10 protein-coding genes are annotated in these 14424 nt (G+C 63.0%); all 10 read left to right on the forward strand.

The genetic code is table 11. The features are described 5' to 3' along the window. The first annotated feature begins 6 nt into the window (after positions 1-6). The 10 genes from PQT43_RS04830 (at position 7) to pseC (ending at position 14400) form a co-directional block, all read left to right on the forward strand. Entirely contained in the window at positions 7-3579 is a 3573-nt protein-coding gene (locus PQT43_RS04830) for a glycosyltransferase (RefSeq protein WP_253084430.1), read from the forward strand. 270 nt (positions 3580-3849) lie between these two features. After that, positions 3850-4623, forward strand: a complete 774-nt coding sequence (gene rfbF / locus PQT43_RS04835) for a glucose-1-phosphate cytidylyltransferase (protein WP_102864047.1) — start codon at positions 3850-3852, stop codon at positions 4621-4623. Next, positions 4605-5687, forward strand: coding sequence for a CDP-glucose 4,6-dehydratase (rfbG, locus tag PQT43_RS04840; protein WP_102864046.1), 1083 nt, complete (start codon positions 4605-4607; stop codon positions 5685-5687). The genes rfbF and rfbG overlap by 19 nt, the downstream gene beginning before the upstream one ends. Beyond that, on the forward strand, positions 5684-6244 hold the full coding sequence (locus PQT43_RS04845; protein WP_102864045.1) for a dTDP-4-dehydrorhamnose 3,5-epimerase family protein: 561 nt from the start codon (positions 5684-5686) through the stop codon (positions 6242-6244). Before rfbG ends, PQT43_RS04845 begins: the two co-directional genes overlap by 4 nt. After that, positions 6241-7467, forward strand: a complete 1227-nt coding sequence (locus PQT43_RS04850) for a class I SAM-dependent methyltransferase (RefSeq protein ID WP_110652172.1) — start codon at positions 6241-6243, stop codon at positions 7465-7467. Before PQT43_RS04845 ends, PQT43_RS04850 begins: the two co-directional genes overlap by 4 nt. A gap of 5 nt (positions 7468-7472) precedes the next feature. Then, positions 7473-8330, forward strand: a complete 858-nt coding sequence (locus PQT43_RS04855) for an NAD-dependent epimerase/dehydratase family protein (protein ID WP_110652188.1) — start codon at positions 7473-7475, stop codon at positions 8328-8330. Then, a complete protein-coding gene (locus PQT43_RS04860) occupies positions 8320-9390 on the forward strand; it encodes a class I SAM-dependent methyltransferase (protein WP_253084431.1) in 1071 nt (356 codons plus the stop codon). The genes PQT43_RS04855 and PQT43_RS04860 overlap by 11 nt, the downstream gene beginning before the upstream one ends. A gap of 20 nt (positions 9391-9410) precedes the next feature. After that, positions 9411-10148: a cephalosporin hydroxylase family protein gene (locus PQT43_RS04865; protein WP_102878847.1), complete on the forward strand. Its 738-nt coding sequence runs from the start codon at positions 9411-9413 to the stop codon at positions 10146-10148. Between the two features lie 51 nt (positions 10149-10199). Then, the gene (locus PQT43_RS04870) at positions 10200-13136 is read left to right on the forward strand and encodes a TIGR00180 family glycosyltransferase (RefSeq protein ID WP_272753560.1); all 2937 of its coding nucleotides are present in this window, start codon (positions 10200-10202) and stop codon (positions 13134-13136) included. A 94-nt stretch (positions 13137-13230) separates the two neighbouring features. Beyond that, a complete protein-coding gene (gene pseC, locus PQT43_RS04875; protein ID WP_110595150.1) occupies positions 13231-14400 on the forward strand; it encodes a UDP-4-amino-4,6-dideoxy-N-acetyl-beta-L-altrosamine transaminase in 1170 nt (389 codons plus the stop codon). Positions 14401-14424 lie beyond the last annotated feature (24 nt).

Here is a 14424-nt window from a genome sequence, read left to right on the forward strand (position 1 = left end):
GCAACCGTGAACCAAGCCCCTCTAGTCAGCATCGTTATCCCCGCCTTCAACCCGCGCTTCTTCAGCCAGGCCCTCGACAGTGCCTTGGCCCAAACCTACCAGCCCCTGGAAATCGTCATTTGCGACGACAGTGCCGACGATCAGATCCAGCGTATCGTTGAAGCCGTGGCCGAGCCTGCGCACCCTGTGCGGTACCTGCGCAACCCGCAACGCCTTGGGCTGCAGAAGAACGTTCTGCGCTGTGTTGAAGAGGCGCGTGGCGAGCTGATCAAGGTGTTGTGTGACGACGATCGGCTGTTTGCACCCAGCATCGCACTGCAGGCGCCGGTGCTGATCGACAATCCGGATGTCAATCTGGTGTGTGCGCTGCGGGTATTCAGTGACGCTGGGAATTTCATCCTGCCGCCGCGGGTCGACAACTGCCGTTTTACCTACAACGATGCCGTGCTCAAGGGCGAGGATATGCTGGCGATCTTCGAGAGCACGCCACGCAACTTCCTCGGCAACTTCAGCTCGGCGCTGATGCGTCGTGCCGATGTGCTGGAGCTGCTGCCGGCATTGATCCAGGAGGGCGCGGGTTTTGTCGCGCTGCTGGATTTCGCCCTGTTCATCTGCCTGATGCGCCGTGGCAATCTCGCGGCGCTGGTGACGGTGCTCAGTTGCGAACGCCTGTACCCGGGGCGCCTGAGCGCTACCCCGGAAATGCTCAAGCAGGCACGCAGTGAGTGGGAGTGGCTGGTGCAGATGCTGGCCGCCCGCAGTGGCGAGTCGGCGCCGGCGGCAGGCTGGGTGCGGTATGTCGATATGGCTCGGGAGGCCGGGCAGCCGCGCAACTGGCAGGAGCTGTGCGTGACCCGGGTGCTGGGCAACCGCAGTACCGTGGTCGATGGCCGGGTGGGTGGCGAGAGCATCAGTTACGAGGATTTCTATCGAGAGTGGCTGTCGGTACGCAAGTTCTCGGCGGTGGAGCAGCGGCTGATGCCTCAGCGCATCGACAGCTGGCCGCGGCGGGTGCAGTTGGTGCCGGTGGTCCTTGACTTCGAGGGCGATGGCGAGGCGCTTGCCCGGACTCTGGACAGCATTGATGGCCAGCTGTTCGCGCCTGCCGCGGTGCTGGTGTTGTCGGTGGGCGAGGAGCAGGTGCGTGACCGGGTTCTGCACCAGCCTCTGCGAGGCGACTGGGTGCAGCAGCTCAATGAGCTGCTGCCGCAGTTGGAAGGTTGCGACTGGTTCTATCTGCTGCAGGCCGGTGATCGCCTGCAGGAGTCGGCACTGTTGATCCTTGCCGAGCGCATCGCCAATACCCCGGCCATGCTCTGCGCCTACAGTGATGAAGGCGCGCTGGTAGAGGGTGAGTCGTCGGAGCCGGTGTTCAAGCCTGACTTCAACCTCGACCTGATGCGCTCCTATCCCTATGTCGGTCGTGCCCTGGCTTTTTCCCGCGAGCGCTTCATGGCCGAAGGCGGGTTCGATCCGCGCCATGGCGAACTGGCGCCCCATGATCTTCTATGGCGGATGGTGGAGGCGGCGGGGCCCCGGACCATCGAGCACATTGCCGATATCCAGCTGGAGTCCGAGTTCAGCTTCGCCCAGTGGTTGTCCCGCCCCCAGGTGATCGAGGCCAGTGAAGGGCTGGTGGCCGCGCATCTGCAGCGGATCGGTGTGGAACACCGGATTGTTCACGATGACCTGCCCCTGCTCAATCGCATCGATTACCTGCATGGCAGCCGGCCGCTGGTGTCGATCATCCTGCCGTGCGGTGACTCCCTGGCGACCCTGCAGCGCTGCGTTGAAAGCCTGATCGAGCAGACGGCCTACAACCACTACGAAATTGTGCTGGTGGATGCCGGCAGTCGCGACCCGGCCATGGCCGACTGGCTGGCGGCCATGGCCCAGCTGGGTGGTGCGATGCTGCGGGTTCTGCCTTATGTCGGTCCGCACAGCCAGGCTGCGCTGATCAACAGTGCGGCGAGCCAGGCGCGTGGCGACTACCTGTTGCTGCTCAATCCGGGGGCGCTGATCTGCAGCGGCGACTGGCTTGATGAGTTGCTCAATCAGGCCCAGCGTCCGGAGGTGGGCGTGGTGGGGGCGCGGATTCTGGCCACCGATGGCTCCATTCTCCATGCCGGCCAGGTGCTGGGCATGGCCGGGCCTGCGAGTTCGCCCTTTGTCGGCGAAGCCATGGACGCCCGGGGCTACATGCAACGGCTGCAAGTGGTACAGAACTGGAGTGCGGTCAGTGGCGATTGCCTGATGGTACGCAAGGAGGTCTTCGACAGCCTGGGCGGCTTGGATGCGCAGGCGTTCGCCGACGAATTGGGTGCGACCGACCTGTGCCTGCGGGTCGACCGCAACGGCTATCTGGTGGTCTGGACGCCTCACGCCACCCTGATGCTGCGGCCAGCGTCGCCTGCCGGTGATGACAGCGAGCGGCAGCTGGCCCGCGAGGCCGAGCAGGAGCGCTTCTACCAGCAGTGGATGGCGAAGATCGCTCGCGATCCGGCCTATAACCCGGCCCTGAGCTTGGGCTACTCCAGCTTCAGTCTGGAGCCTTCCTTGCGCAACAACTGGAATCCGTTCTGCAGTCGCGCCTTGCCCTTGATCCTCGGCTTGCCGGTCAACAGTTCCGCGGTCGGGCATTACCGGGTGACCGGTCCCCTGACGGCGTTGGAAGAAGCGGGGCGGGTGATTGCCCGGGTGGCCTACGAGTCGCCGTCCACGGCGGACATCGAGCGCCTGTCGCCGGATACCATCATCCTGCAGTGCCGCTACAGCGAAGGGGCGGCCAGTGACATTCTGCGGATGAAAAAATACTCCAGCGCCCTGCGGGTCTTCGAGCTCGACGACTACATCGTCAGTGCGCCGAAGAAGAACACCCACGCTCGGAACAAGCCGGTGAACACCGAGCAGATGCTGCGCGAAGGCATCGGCTTGTGTGATCGCGTGGTGGTGACCACCCAGCCCCTGGCCGATGCCCTGTCGAGCATGCACAGCGACATTCGCGTGGTGCCCAACATGCTGGCGCTGGACCCCTGGGCCAGTTTGACCAGTCGTCGTGGTACCTCCAGCAAGCCGCGGGTGGGTTGGGGCGGTGGCACCAGCCATACCGGCGACCTGGAGATCATCGCCGAGGTGGTGCGCGAGCTGGCGAACGAGGTCGAGTGGGTATTCTTTGGCATGTGCCCTGACGACCTGCGTCCTTACGTACACGAATTTCACTCGCTCACCAGCCTGCAGAGCTATCCGTTCAAGCTGGCCAGCCTGAACCTGGATCTGGCGCTGGCGCCGCTGGAGTTTCATATCTTCAACGACTGCAAGAGCAACCTGCGGCTCCTTGAATACGGTGCTTGCGGTTACCCGGTGATCTGCACCGACACCGAGGCCTATCGCGGTTTCCTGCCTTGCACCAAGGTCCGCAGCAACAGTACCGAGGAATGGTTGCAGGCGATCCGCATGCACCTGTCCGACCCGGCAGCCAGTTACCGCATGGGGGATGAGCTGCGAGAAGCGGTGCATCGCGACTTCATGCTGCGCGACGACAACCTGCGGCACTGGCTGTGGGGATGGTTGGCCGACTGATCGTCCTCCCCCGGGCCGGCGATTGCCATCGTCGTTGGCCGGGATGTGGGGCAATCCTCCGTTCGGGTGGTTGCTCTCGCTGTCTTCTGCGGCGCCTGCGGGCGCCGCGCACGCAATTGGCGCACTTCCTGCAAGTCCTCGGCAAATCGCCATAAATCCTTCACTGCGGCGCAGTGCAAGGGCCCCTTTGGTTGCGATGAATGATCTGCATCTGGCGCCGTGCCAGTCCTGAAAGGGCTGGGCTGGCCCACGAAGAGCAAGAGGACAGCGATGAAGGCAGTAATTCTGGCAGGTGGACTGGGTACGCGAATCAGCGAAGAGTCCCACCTCAAGCCCAAGCCCATGATCGAGATCGGTGGCAAGCCAATTCTTTGGCACATCATGAAGCAGTATTCCGCCCACGGGATTCATGACTTCGTGATTTGCCTGGGCTACAAGGGCTACGCGATCAAGGACTTCTTCGCCAACTACTTCCTGCACACTTCGGATGTGACCTTCGACATGCGCAACAACCGCATGGACGTGCATCAGAATTACAGCGAGCCGTGGAGCGTGACGCTGATCGACACTGGAGAGGAAACCATGACCGGCGGACGCTTGCGCCGGGCCGGACGTTATCTGCAGGAAGACGAGGCTTTCTGCTTCACCTATGGCGATGGCGTATCCGATCTGGATATCGGTGCATTGGTGGATTTCCACAGGTCCCACGGCAAGCTGGCCACGGTCACGGCCGTGCAGCCTCCGGGCCGCTATGGCGCCCTGGATCGTGATGGCGACCAGGTCCTGGGCTTCACCGAGAAACCCCGTGGCGATGGTGGCTGGATCAACGGCGGGTTCTTCGTGTTGTCGCCCAAGGTGCTGTCCTACATCGATGGCGACAGCACCACCTGGGAGGCCGAGCCGCTGATCCAGTTGGCCAAGGATCAGCAACTGAGCGCCTACGAGCATTCGGGATTCTGGCAGTCCATGGATACCCTGCGGGACAAGAATCATCTGGAGCAGCTCTGGCAAAGCGGGGAGGCCCCGTGGAAGCAATGGGACTGAGCCAGGAATTCTGGCGTGGCAAGCGGGTCCTGCTGACCGGCCATACCGGTTTCAAGGGCAGTTGGCTGAGCCTGTGGCTGCAAAGCCTGGGGGCCCAGGTCAGCGGATTCGCCCTGGACCCGGGGACCGAGCCGAGTCTGTTCGAACTGGCCCGGGTGGCCGAAGGTGTCGACGATCATCGTGGCGACCTGCGAGACCTGGGCAGCCTGCTGGAGCTGATCGCCCAGGTGCAGCCGGAAATCGTCCTGCACCTGGCTGCCCAGCCCCTGGTGCGCGAGGCCTACCGTGATCCGCTGGGGACCTACTCAAGCAACGTCATGGGCACCCTCAACCTGTTGGAAGCGATCCGTCAGGTCGGTGGGGTCCGTGCCTGCGTCCTGGTGACCACTGACAAGGTCTACGCCAATCAGGAATGGCTGTGGCCCTATCGGGAAAACGAAGCCCTGGGCGGCCACGATCCCTACAGCAGCAGCAAGGCTTGTTGCGAATTGCTGGCCCAGTCCTATGCCTCATCCTTCTTTGCTGCCGAGCGTTATGCCGAGCACGGCCTGGCCCTGGCCACGGCCCGGGCCGGCAACGTGCTGGGCGGTGGCGATTTCGCCCCCGAGCGGTTGATTCCCGACGTGCTCAAGGCCTGGTCGGCCGACGAGCCGGTGACCTTGCGTTATCCCCAGGCGGTACGCCCCTGGCAGCACGCCCTGGAGCCCCTGGCCGGTTACCTGCAACTGGCAGCCGGCCTGTACGTGAACGGCCCGCAATACGCCGGTGCCTGGAACTTCGGGCCCGGTGAACAGGACATGTGCAGCGTCGGTGAAGTGGTGGAGTTGCTGGCCCGGCAATGGCCCGAGGCCCCGGGCCTGCGAATCGAACCCAGTGAGCTGCACGAAGCCGGCCTGCTGCGTCTGGACAGCAGTCGTGCGCGCCAGCTGTTGGGCTGGAAACCTCGCTGGACGCTGCAACAGTGCCTGGCGCAGACCCTGGACTGGCACCTGGCCTGGAAGAGCGGCGCGGACATGCGTGCCGTGACCCTTGGGCAGTTGAACCTGTACCGGGGGGCGCTGTGAGCGAGTTCCAGGTCCTGGCTCTGCCAATGGCCGGGTTGTTCGAGGTGCGCCACAAACGCTTCGAAGATCAGCGCGGGCATTTCTCCCGGCTGTTCTGCGAAGGCAGTCTGAGCGCCTTTGGCCAGCCCTTCCATATTCGCCAGATCAACCACTCCTGCACCCGCGAACAGGGCAGCGTGCGTGGCTTGCACTATCAGACCGCCGCCCGGCCCGAAGCCAAGCTCATCAGTTGCTTGCGCGGCGAAGTCTGGGATGTGGCGGTGGACCTGCGCCCCGAGTCACCGACCTTTTTGCATTGGCATGCCGAGCACCTGCGTGGCGGCGATGGGCGCAGCCTGTTGCTGCCGGCGGGTTTCGCCCATGGCTTCCAGGCCCTGAGCGACGATGCCGAGTTGCTCTACCTGCACAGCGCCGACTACGCCCCCGAGCACGAGGCCGGGTTGTCGGTGCTGGACCCGCGACTGGCGATCAACTGGCCGTTGCCTGTCAATAATCTGTCGACCCGGGATGCCAGCCACCCCTTGCTCGATGCTGCCTTCGCTGGAGTAAGACTATGAATTGCCGCGGTTGTGGCGCATGCCTGAGCCTGCCTCTGATCGACCTGGGCACCTCGCCGCCATCCAACGCCTACCTGCGGGCCGAGCAATTGGATCAGGCCGAGCAGTGGGTGCCGCTCAAGGTCCAGGTGTGCCAGCAATGCTGGCTGGTGCAGACCGAGGACTACACCCGCGCCGACCACCTGTTCGACGCCGACTATGCCTACTTCAGTTCGTTCTCCAGCACCTGGTTGCAGCATGCCCGAGACTACGTGGCGCAGATGGTCGAGCGTTTCGGCCTGGACGCCCGGAGCCGGGTGGTGGAAGTGGCGGCCAACGACGGCTACCTGCTGCAGTACGTGGCCCAGCGTGACATTCCCTGCCTGGGGGTCGAGCCGACCCGCAGCACCGCCCAGGCTGCGCGGGCCAAGGGCCTGCAGATCCGCGAGCTGTTCTTCGGCCGTGGCACTGCCGCGCAGTTGCTGGAGGAGGGCTGGGCCGCCGACCTGATGGCGGCCAACAATGTGCTGGCCCATGTGCCGGACATCAACGATTTCCTCTGCGGTTTCGCTACGTTGCTCAAGCCGGCGGGCGTGGCGACTTTCGAGTTTCCCCAGCTGCTGACCCTGATGGCCGGGCAGCAGTTCGACACCCTGTACCACGAACATTATTCCTACCTGTCGCTTACCGCCGTCCTGAGCCTGTGCCAGCGCAACGGCCTGGAAGTCTTCGACGTCCAGACCCTGGCCACCCATGGCGGTTCGCTACGGGTCTTCGTGCAGCGCATCGATGGCTCGCGCCGGCCGGTGCAAGACAGCGTGGCGCAGCAGTTGCTGTTGGAACAGCGTGCCGGGGTGAACACGCCCGAGTACTACCAGACCCTGGCGCCAGCCGCTGAGCGGATCAAGCACGAGCTGCTGCGCTTCCTGCTCCAGGCCAAGGCCGAAGGCAAGCGCGTGGTGGGCTACGGCGCGGCAGCCAAGGGCAATACCTTGCTCAACTACGCTGGGGTCAAGGCTGACTTGCTGGCCTGGGTCGCCGACGCCAGCCCGCACAAGCAGGGCAAGTTCCTGCCGGGCAGTCGCATCCCGGTGGTGGCCCCCGAGCGCATCGACCAGGAGCAGCCGGACTATGTGCTGGTGTTGCCCTGGAACCTGTTGGGCGAAGTCAGCGAGCAACTGGCCCAGGTGCGGCAATGGGGCGGGCGTTTCGTGATTGCCGTGCCTGAGTTGAAGCTGCTGTGAAGGGCATGACGGTGCTGGTCACCGGCGCCACTGGCTTTGTCGGCCGGCATCTGGTCGCGGCCTTGCTGGCCCGGGGTTGCCGGGTCCGTGCGCTGGCCCGGGATCTGGACAAGGCGCGGCAGATGCCCTGGTTCGACGCGGTAGAGTTTCGTGCGCTGGATGTGCATGACCCGCAGCTGGATGTCGCGGCCCTGGTGGACGGGGTCGATGCCTTGGCCCATCTGGCCTGGCCCGGATTGCCGAACTATCAGGCGCTGTTTCACCTGGAGCACAACCTGATGGCCGACTATCGCTTTATCAAGGCGGTGGTCGAGGCGGGGGTGAGCCAGGTGCTGGTCACCGGCACCTGCTTCGAGTACGGCATGCAGAGTGGACCTTTGACAGAACAGACCGAGGCTCGTCCAGGCAATCCCTACGGCTTGGCCAAGCACAGCCTGCACCTGTTCCTCCAGGCCCTGCAGCAGCAGTTGCCCTTCAGCTTGCAGTGGGCGCGGCTGTTCTACCTGCATGGCCCCGGACAGAATCCCAAGAGCCTGCTGGCGGCACTGGATCGGGCCATCGACGGCGGTGACGAAGTGTTTGACATGTCCGGCGGCGAGCAGTTGCGGGACTACCTGGCCATTGAAGAAGCGGCCGGCTACCTCACGGCACTGCTGCGCCAGCGGACGTTTTCCGGGGTGGTCAATTGCTCCAGCGGCCGGCCGATAGCCGTGCGTTCCCTGGTGGAGCAGCGCATCGCCCAGCGCGGTTCGGCGATTCGCCTGAACCTGGGGCATTACCCATACCCGGACTACGAACCCATGGCGTTCTGGGGCTTGAACCAGCGCTTGCTGCAAATAACAGGAGCCGAACATGGCGCATGAGTTGTATCGGGTCGCCGACTTGCCGGTGCTGCAGAACCGCACCTTCGCCGATGCCCAGAGTGCCCGGGCCTCGGCGTCTGCGGACATCGTGCTGGTGCAGGATCTCAAGAGCGGGCTGATCTTCAATCAGGCCTTCGATGCCGACAAGCTCAGCTACGACAGCGACTACCAGAACGAACAGGCCCATTCGGCGCAGTTCCAGCAGCACCTGATGGATGTGGAGGGCATCATCGCCCGGCACTTTAAGGGGCGCGAGCTGATCGAGGTCGGTTGCGGCAAGGGCTACTTCCTCGAACTGCTGCGCAGTGAGGGCTATGCCATCACCGGCATCGACCCGGCCTACGAGGGGATCAACCCCGAGGTGATCAAGGCGCCTTTCACCCGTGGCCTGGGGCTGGCTGCCGAGGCCATCGTGTTGCGTCATGTGCTGGAGCATATTGCCGATCCGCTGGCCTTTCTGGCAGAGATTGCCGATGCCAACCAGGGCGGGCAGATCTATATCGAAGTGCCGTGTTTCGACTGGATTCTCGAGCATCGCGCCTGGTTCGACGTGTTCTATGAGCACGTCAACTACTTCCGCCTCGAGGACCTGCAGCGCATGTTCGGCACCGTGCACGAGGCCGGGCACCTGTTCGGCGGCCAGTACCTATATGTGGTGGCGGACCTGGGCAGCTTGACGTCGTCGTTGCCGGCGCCGATCCAGCCCTTGCAGATGCCGGCGGATTTCACCGCCAGCATCGAGTGCGCCAAACGCATCATCGGCTCGGCGCCGCACACCGCTGCCGGGATCTGGGGCGCGTCGTCCAAGGGCGTGATCTATTCGCTGTTCCTGCAACGCGCGGGTGTGGCGGTGGATCAGGTCGTCGATATCAACCCGGCCAAACAGGGCCGGTACCTGCCGCTCAGTGGCATGCGTGTGTCATCGCCACAAGAAGCCATGGAGGCACTGCCGGCAGGCGCCAACCTTTTCGTGATGAATTCCAACTACCTCGAAGAAATCAAGCGCATGACCGACGGCCGTTATGTCTATCACGCCGTCGACAGCGCTTCGTTCAGCTAATTTGCCATTGAGAACCGAACATGACCGAGCACAACGTCATTCAAGCCTTTGAACAAGAATGCCAGGCGCAGATCAGCGCCCAGGGCCAGGATGAAAAACTCAAGGGCCTGGCCCGTGACTTTTTCAACGAGTCGGCGACCCACAAGTACAGCTATCACTTTTCCTGGATGGGCCGGCCGATCATCCAGCTGCCCCAGGACATGATGGCGATGCAGGAAATCATCTGGCAGGTCAAGCCGGACCTGGTGATCGAATGCGGTATCGCCCACGGCGGCTCGATCATCTACTACGCCTCGCTGCTGGAGTTGCAGGGCCATGGCGAAGTGCTGGGCATCGACCTGGATATCCGCCCGCACAACCGCGAAGCCATCGAGCAGCATCCGATGAGCAAGCGGATCCGCATGATCGAAGGTTCGAGCATCGACCCGGCCATCGCCGAGCAGGTACGGGCTGCAGCCGCCGGCAAGAAGGTGATTCTGGTCCTGGACTCCAACCATACCCACGAGCACGTGCTCGAAGAGCTGCGTCTGTATGCGCCGCTGGTGTCGGTGGACAGCTACTGCGTGGTCATGGACACCGTGGTCGAGGACATGCCGGAAAGCTTCTTCCCGGATCGTCCCTGGGGCCCGGGTGACAACCCGAAAACCGCAGTCTGGGCCTATCTGGAGGAGAACCGCGATTTCGAGATCGACTACCAGATGCAGAACAAGCTGCTGATCACCGTGGCGCCGGACGGTTACCTGCGTCGGGTTCGTTAACTATCAATGGTTGCAGATTTAAGGCGTTTGGCCGGTTGTGGGGAAGTACCTATGTGGGTTGGAGACAAAGCAATGAATGACAAAGCACCCCTGAGTGAGCGTTTCACCCTTGTGCTGTTGTCCCACAACCGCAAAGCGTTCATGCGGCGCACCTTGCAGTATTACAGCACCTATCCGTGCTCGATCCTGGTACTGGATTCGTCGCTGGAGGCGGATGAGTCACTGGCGCAGCTCTATCCCCAGGTCGACTACCGGCATCTGCCGCAGTTCGGCTACAAGGGCCTGCAGGACAAGCTGACCTACGGCATGAGCCTGGTGACCACGCCTTACATGGCGTTCGCTGCCGATGACGATTTTCTCCTCCATGATGCGCTGACCAGCTCCCTGGAGTTTCTTGAGGCCCATCCCGACTACGGGCTGTGCCATGGCTACGGGATGATGTATCTGGCCCGGGCTTCGGAAACCAATTACTACCGCCGTGATCGCCGGGTCATGGAGGACTATGACGCCGATGATGCCCAGGATCGGGTGATGAACTTCATGGGGCATTTCCTGCCGCCGTTCTATGCGGTAACCCGCACCGACCTGCTGCGCCAGTGGTATGAGCTGCTGCCGCCGGGAGTGAGTTTCGAATGGCAGGAAATCGGTCACTCCTTCTTCCTGCTGGCCTGTGCCAAGGCGCGGATCCTGCCGATTCCGTTTGCCGTGCGTGAGGCCAACTACGGGGCCTCGGAGCACAACACCAATGTGCTGACGGTGCTGACCTACAAGGACGCGCAATCGGTGGCCCAGCGTGAGGCGTTCGCCGAGTTCCTCGCCTCCCTGCCCACCGGTTTCAGTGGTCGGGACCCCGAGCAGGTGAAGCAGATCGCCCTGGACAGTTTCACTGCCATGGCCGACTGCCTGCTCAGCGGACGTTCCCTCAAGGGCACGGCGATCTTTCGTTCGGCCTGGGTCGAGGTCGGAGCTGAGCCGGTACGCTCCTTCGGTCCCGAGCAGTTCGTCGAGATGCCGTTCTACAACCAGCCGATGTTCGATCTGCTGACCGAGTTGGAATTCCTCATGCATGCCATGCCCACCGGGCGTCTGCAGCTCAAAGAGCTGGAGGGTGTGTTGCTGCGTCAGGAAGAGTTGATGCGGGTTCATCCCAACGACACACCAGAGAGCCTGCGCGCCCGGTTGTGGGAAGCGCTGACCCTGAACCTGTTCAACCGCGAGGTGGTCAAGCGCCTGGCCGAGTCGATGCAAGACAGCGACGAGCCCGAGGAGGCGCGCAAGCTGCAGGCCTGGGCCGAGCGCCTGGCGTCGGTACCGGGGTCGGACAGCCGTGCGCTGTTCAACGCGACCGAGTCGGGACGCTTGCTCAAATGGCTCGAGGCCCGTGCTCCGGAGCCGGCACAGTTGAGTGCCATCGCTGCGCACCTGGCCCGCCATGCCGGTGGCCCGCAGGTGCAGATCCTGCTGCTGGACCTGGACGCTGACCTGGTCAAGTTGCAGGCCACGCTCGACAGCCTGCTGGCCGGTCATTACAAGGCGTTCAAACTGGTGGTGTTCACCACGGGCGAGCTGCCGGCCACCACCACGGCCCAGGACACCTTGCATTTCGTCAAGGTCACGGAAAACAACTACGTCGAGCGCATCAATCAGGCCATGGCCCAGTCCCGTGCCGACTGGGTGCTGTTGGCCGAGGCCGGTGATCAGTTCACCGCCAGCGGCCTGCTGCGGGCGAGCCTGGAATTGCTCGGCGCCGAAGGCATTCGTGCCGTGGCCATGGACGAGATCCAGCGCCGTACCGATGCCACTTTGACTTCGGTGTTCCGCCCCGGGGTCAACCTCGATCAATTGCAAGGCACACCGGGGCTGATGGCCCGGCATTGGCTGCTGGACCGCGAGACGGCGCTGCAGGCTGGTGGTTTCTCCCGTGAGCTCAAGCAGGCGCTGGAGCTGGACCTGCTGCTGCGCCTGATCCAGGACGGCGGCCTGGCCGGTCTGGCCCACCTGGCCGAGCCCTTGCTGATTTGTCAGGCTCCGGGGGACGAGGCTGACGCCGAAGAGCGGCAGGTGCTGACCCGGCACCTGGCCGCACGAGGCTATCGCGCTCAGGTCGGTTCGGCGCAGCCGGGTACCTACCAGATCGAGTATCAGCACGCCGAGCGGCCGTTGGTATCGATCATCCTGCCCAGCCAGGACAATTTCGCCGAGTTGCAACGTTGCCTGGTCAGCGTGCTGCAGCGCACCCGCTACCAGCGCTATGAAGTGCTGATCGCCGAAAACCACAACCAGAGTGCCGAGCTCGACAGCTGGCTGACCAGCCTGGAAGGCCGCGGCGAGCGCATTCGTGTGTTGCGCAGCAGCCAACGCCTGAGCGCTTCGGCTTTGTTCAACATGGCTTGCCGGGAAGCTCGGGGCGAGTACCTGGTGCTGCTTGCGGCCGATGCCGAGGTGGTCAACGCCAACTGGATCGAGAGCTTGCTCAACCAGGCTCAACGCCCGGAAGTCGGGATTGTTGGCGCCAAGCTGGTGAACGAAAACGGCGTGACCACCCAGGCCGGGCTGATCCTGGGGTTCGACGGCCACCTGGGTGCGGCCTTCGCCGGTGAGACCAAGGAGGCTGCGGGCTACATGAATAGCCTGTGGGTGGAGAAGAATTATTCAGCGGTGTCCGGTGCCTGTCTGATGATCGGCAAAGCGCTGTTCGAGGCGGTGGGCGGGCTGGATGAAGAGCATTTCGACCAGGCTTTCGCCGATGTCGACCTGTGCCTGAAAGTGGCCGATGCCGGTTACCTCACGGTACTGACGCCCCAGGCCCAGGTGCAGCATCCGGGGACGTTGCCGCAACACCCACAGGCGGCCGCGGCCCTGCAAGACAAATGGGCGGCACGCTTTGCCCAGGATATTGCCTATAACCAGAACCTGGCGTTGAGCGGCAAGGGTTTTTCGCTCGGTACCGCCAGTGGTGTGGATTGGCTGCAGATGATTGCCAATTGATTGCTGTTTAGAGGGACCCAAACATGCTCAATAAGCTTTTGATTGTCCGCTCTGCGCATCATGGCTTGACACCTGCTTGCGGTGGGAGACGGCCATGACTCCCTACAGGATTCCTTATGGCTGCCAGAGCATCAATCAGGCGGACATCGATGCGGTGCTGCAGGTGCTCAAGTCTCCCTGGCTGACCCAAGGGCCGACTATCGAGCGTTTTGAGCAGGCCCTGGCCGACTATTGTCAGGCCGGGCATGCGGTTGCCGTGTGCAATGCCACGGCGGCGCTGCATATTGCCTGTCTGACGGCGGGGTTGGGGCCGGGCGACTTTCTGTGGACCAGCCCCAATACCTTCGTCGCATCGGCCAACTGTGGGCGTTACTGCGGTGCCGAGGTCGATTTTGTCGATATCGATCCCCATACCTGGAACATGGATGCTGCTCTGCTGGCGCAGAAGCTCGAGTTAGCCGAACGCAACGGCACCCTGCCGAAGGTGGTGGTGGTTGTCGCATTCGCCGGACAGAGTGCCGATATGCAGGCCATTGCCGAGCTTGCCGAGCGCTACGGATTTGTCTTGATCGAAGACGCGGCACATGCCGTGGGGGCCTCCTACCTGGGGCTTCCAGTGGGTTGCGGAACCTATGCGGCAATGACCATCTTCAGCTTTCACCCGGTGAAAATCATCACCAGTGCCGAAGGCGGAATGGTGCTGACCAACCGGCCTGAGTTTGCCGAACGCCTGCGCCGTTTGCGCAGTCATGGCATTACCAGCGACCCGGCACTGATGCAGATCCCGGATACCGGCCTGTGGTACTACCAGCAACTGGAGCTTGGTTTCAACTATCGGATGACCGATTTGCATGCAGCACTGGGACTATCTCAAATGTCCCGGCTCGACGAGTTCGTGGCTCGGCGCCGGGAGCTGGCGGCGCGCTACCAGATGTTGCTGGCCGACTTGCCGCTGACCTTGCCGGTGGCGCAGAGCGGGTCCGACTCGGCTTGGCATCTGTATGTGGTGCGTCTGGATCTGAGCCGTATCCGGCTGACCCAGAAGCAAGTCTTTGACGAATTGCGTGCGGCGGGGCTGGGGGTGAACCTGCATTACATTCCCGTGCATCTGCAGCCTTATTACCAAGAACAGGGCTTTGCCGAGGGTGATTACCCCGAGGCCGAACGTTACTTCCGGGAAGCCCTCAGTCTGCCCCTTTATCCAGAGTTGACCGATGAGTTGCAAGACGAAGTGGTGACGCACCTGCAGCGGATTCTGGACTGAGAGGTATTGATGATGGTTTTTTCC

This window comes from Pseudomonas sp. BLCC-B112, from assembly GCF_028550695.1.
GTDB lineage: Bacteria > Pseudomonadota > Gammaproteobacteria > Pseudomonadales > Pseudomonadaceae > Aquipseudomonas > Aquipseudomonas danubii.

Excerpts from the sequence above, each read along its gene's own strand:
- rfbF (WP_102864047.1), top strand. The coding sequence starts at position 3,850 with ATGAAGGCAGTAATTCTGGCAGGTGGACTGGGTACGCGAATCAGCGAA.
- PQT43_RS04850 (WP_110652172.1), top strand. The coding sequence starts at position 6,241 with ATGAATTGCCGCGGTTGTGGCGCATGCCTGAGCCTGCCTCTGATCGAC.
- PQT43_RS04855 (WP_110652188.1), top strand. The coding sequence starts at position 7,473 with ATGACGGTGCTGGTCACCGGCGCCACTGGCTTTGTCGGCCGGCATCTG.
- PQT43_RS04860 (WP_253084431.1), top strand. The coding sequence starts at position 8,320 with ATGGCGCATGAGTTGTATCGGGTCGCCGACTTGCCGGTGCTGCAGAAC.
- PQT43_RS04865 (WP_102878847.1), top strand. The coding sequence starts at position 9,411 with ATGACCGAGCACAACGTCATTCAAGCCTTTGAACAAGAATGCCAGGCG.
- PQT43_RS04870 (WP_272753560.1), top strand. The coding sequence starts at position 10,200 with ATGTGGGTTGGAGACAAAGCAATGAATGACAAAGCACCCCTGAGTGAG.
- pseC (WP_110595150.1), top strand. The coding sequence starts at position 13,231 with ATGACTCCCTACAGGATTCCTTATGGCTGCCAGAGCATCAATCAGGCG.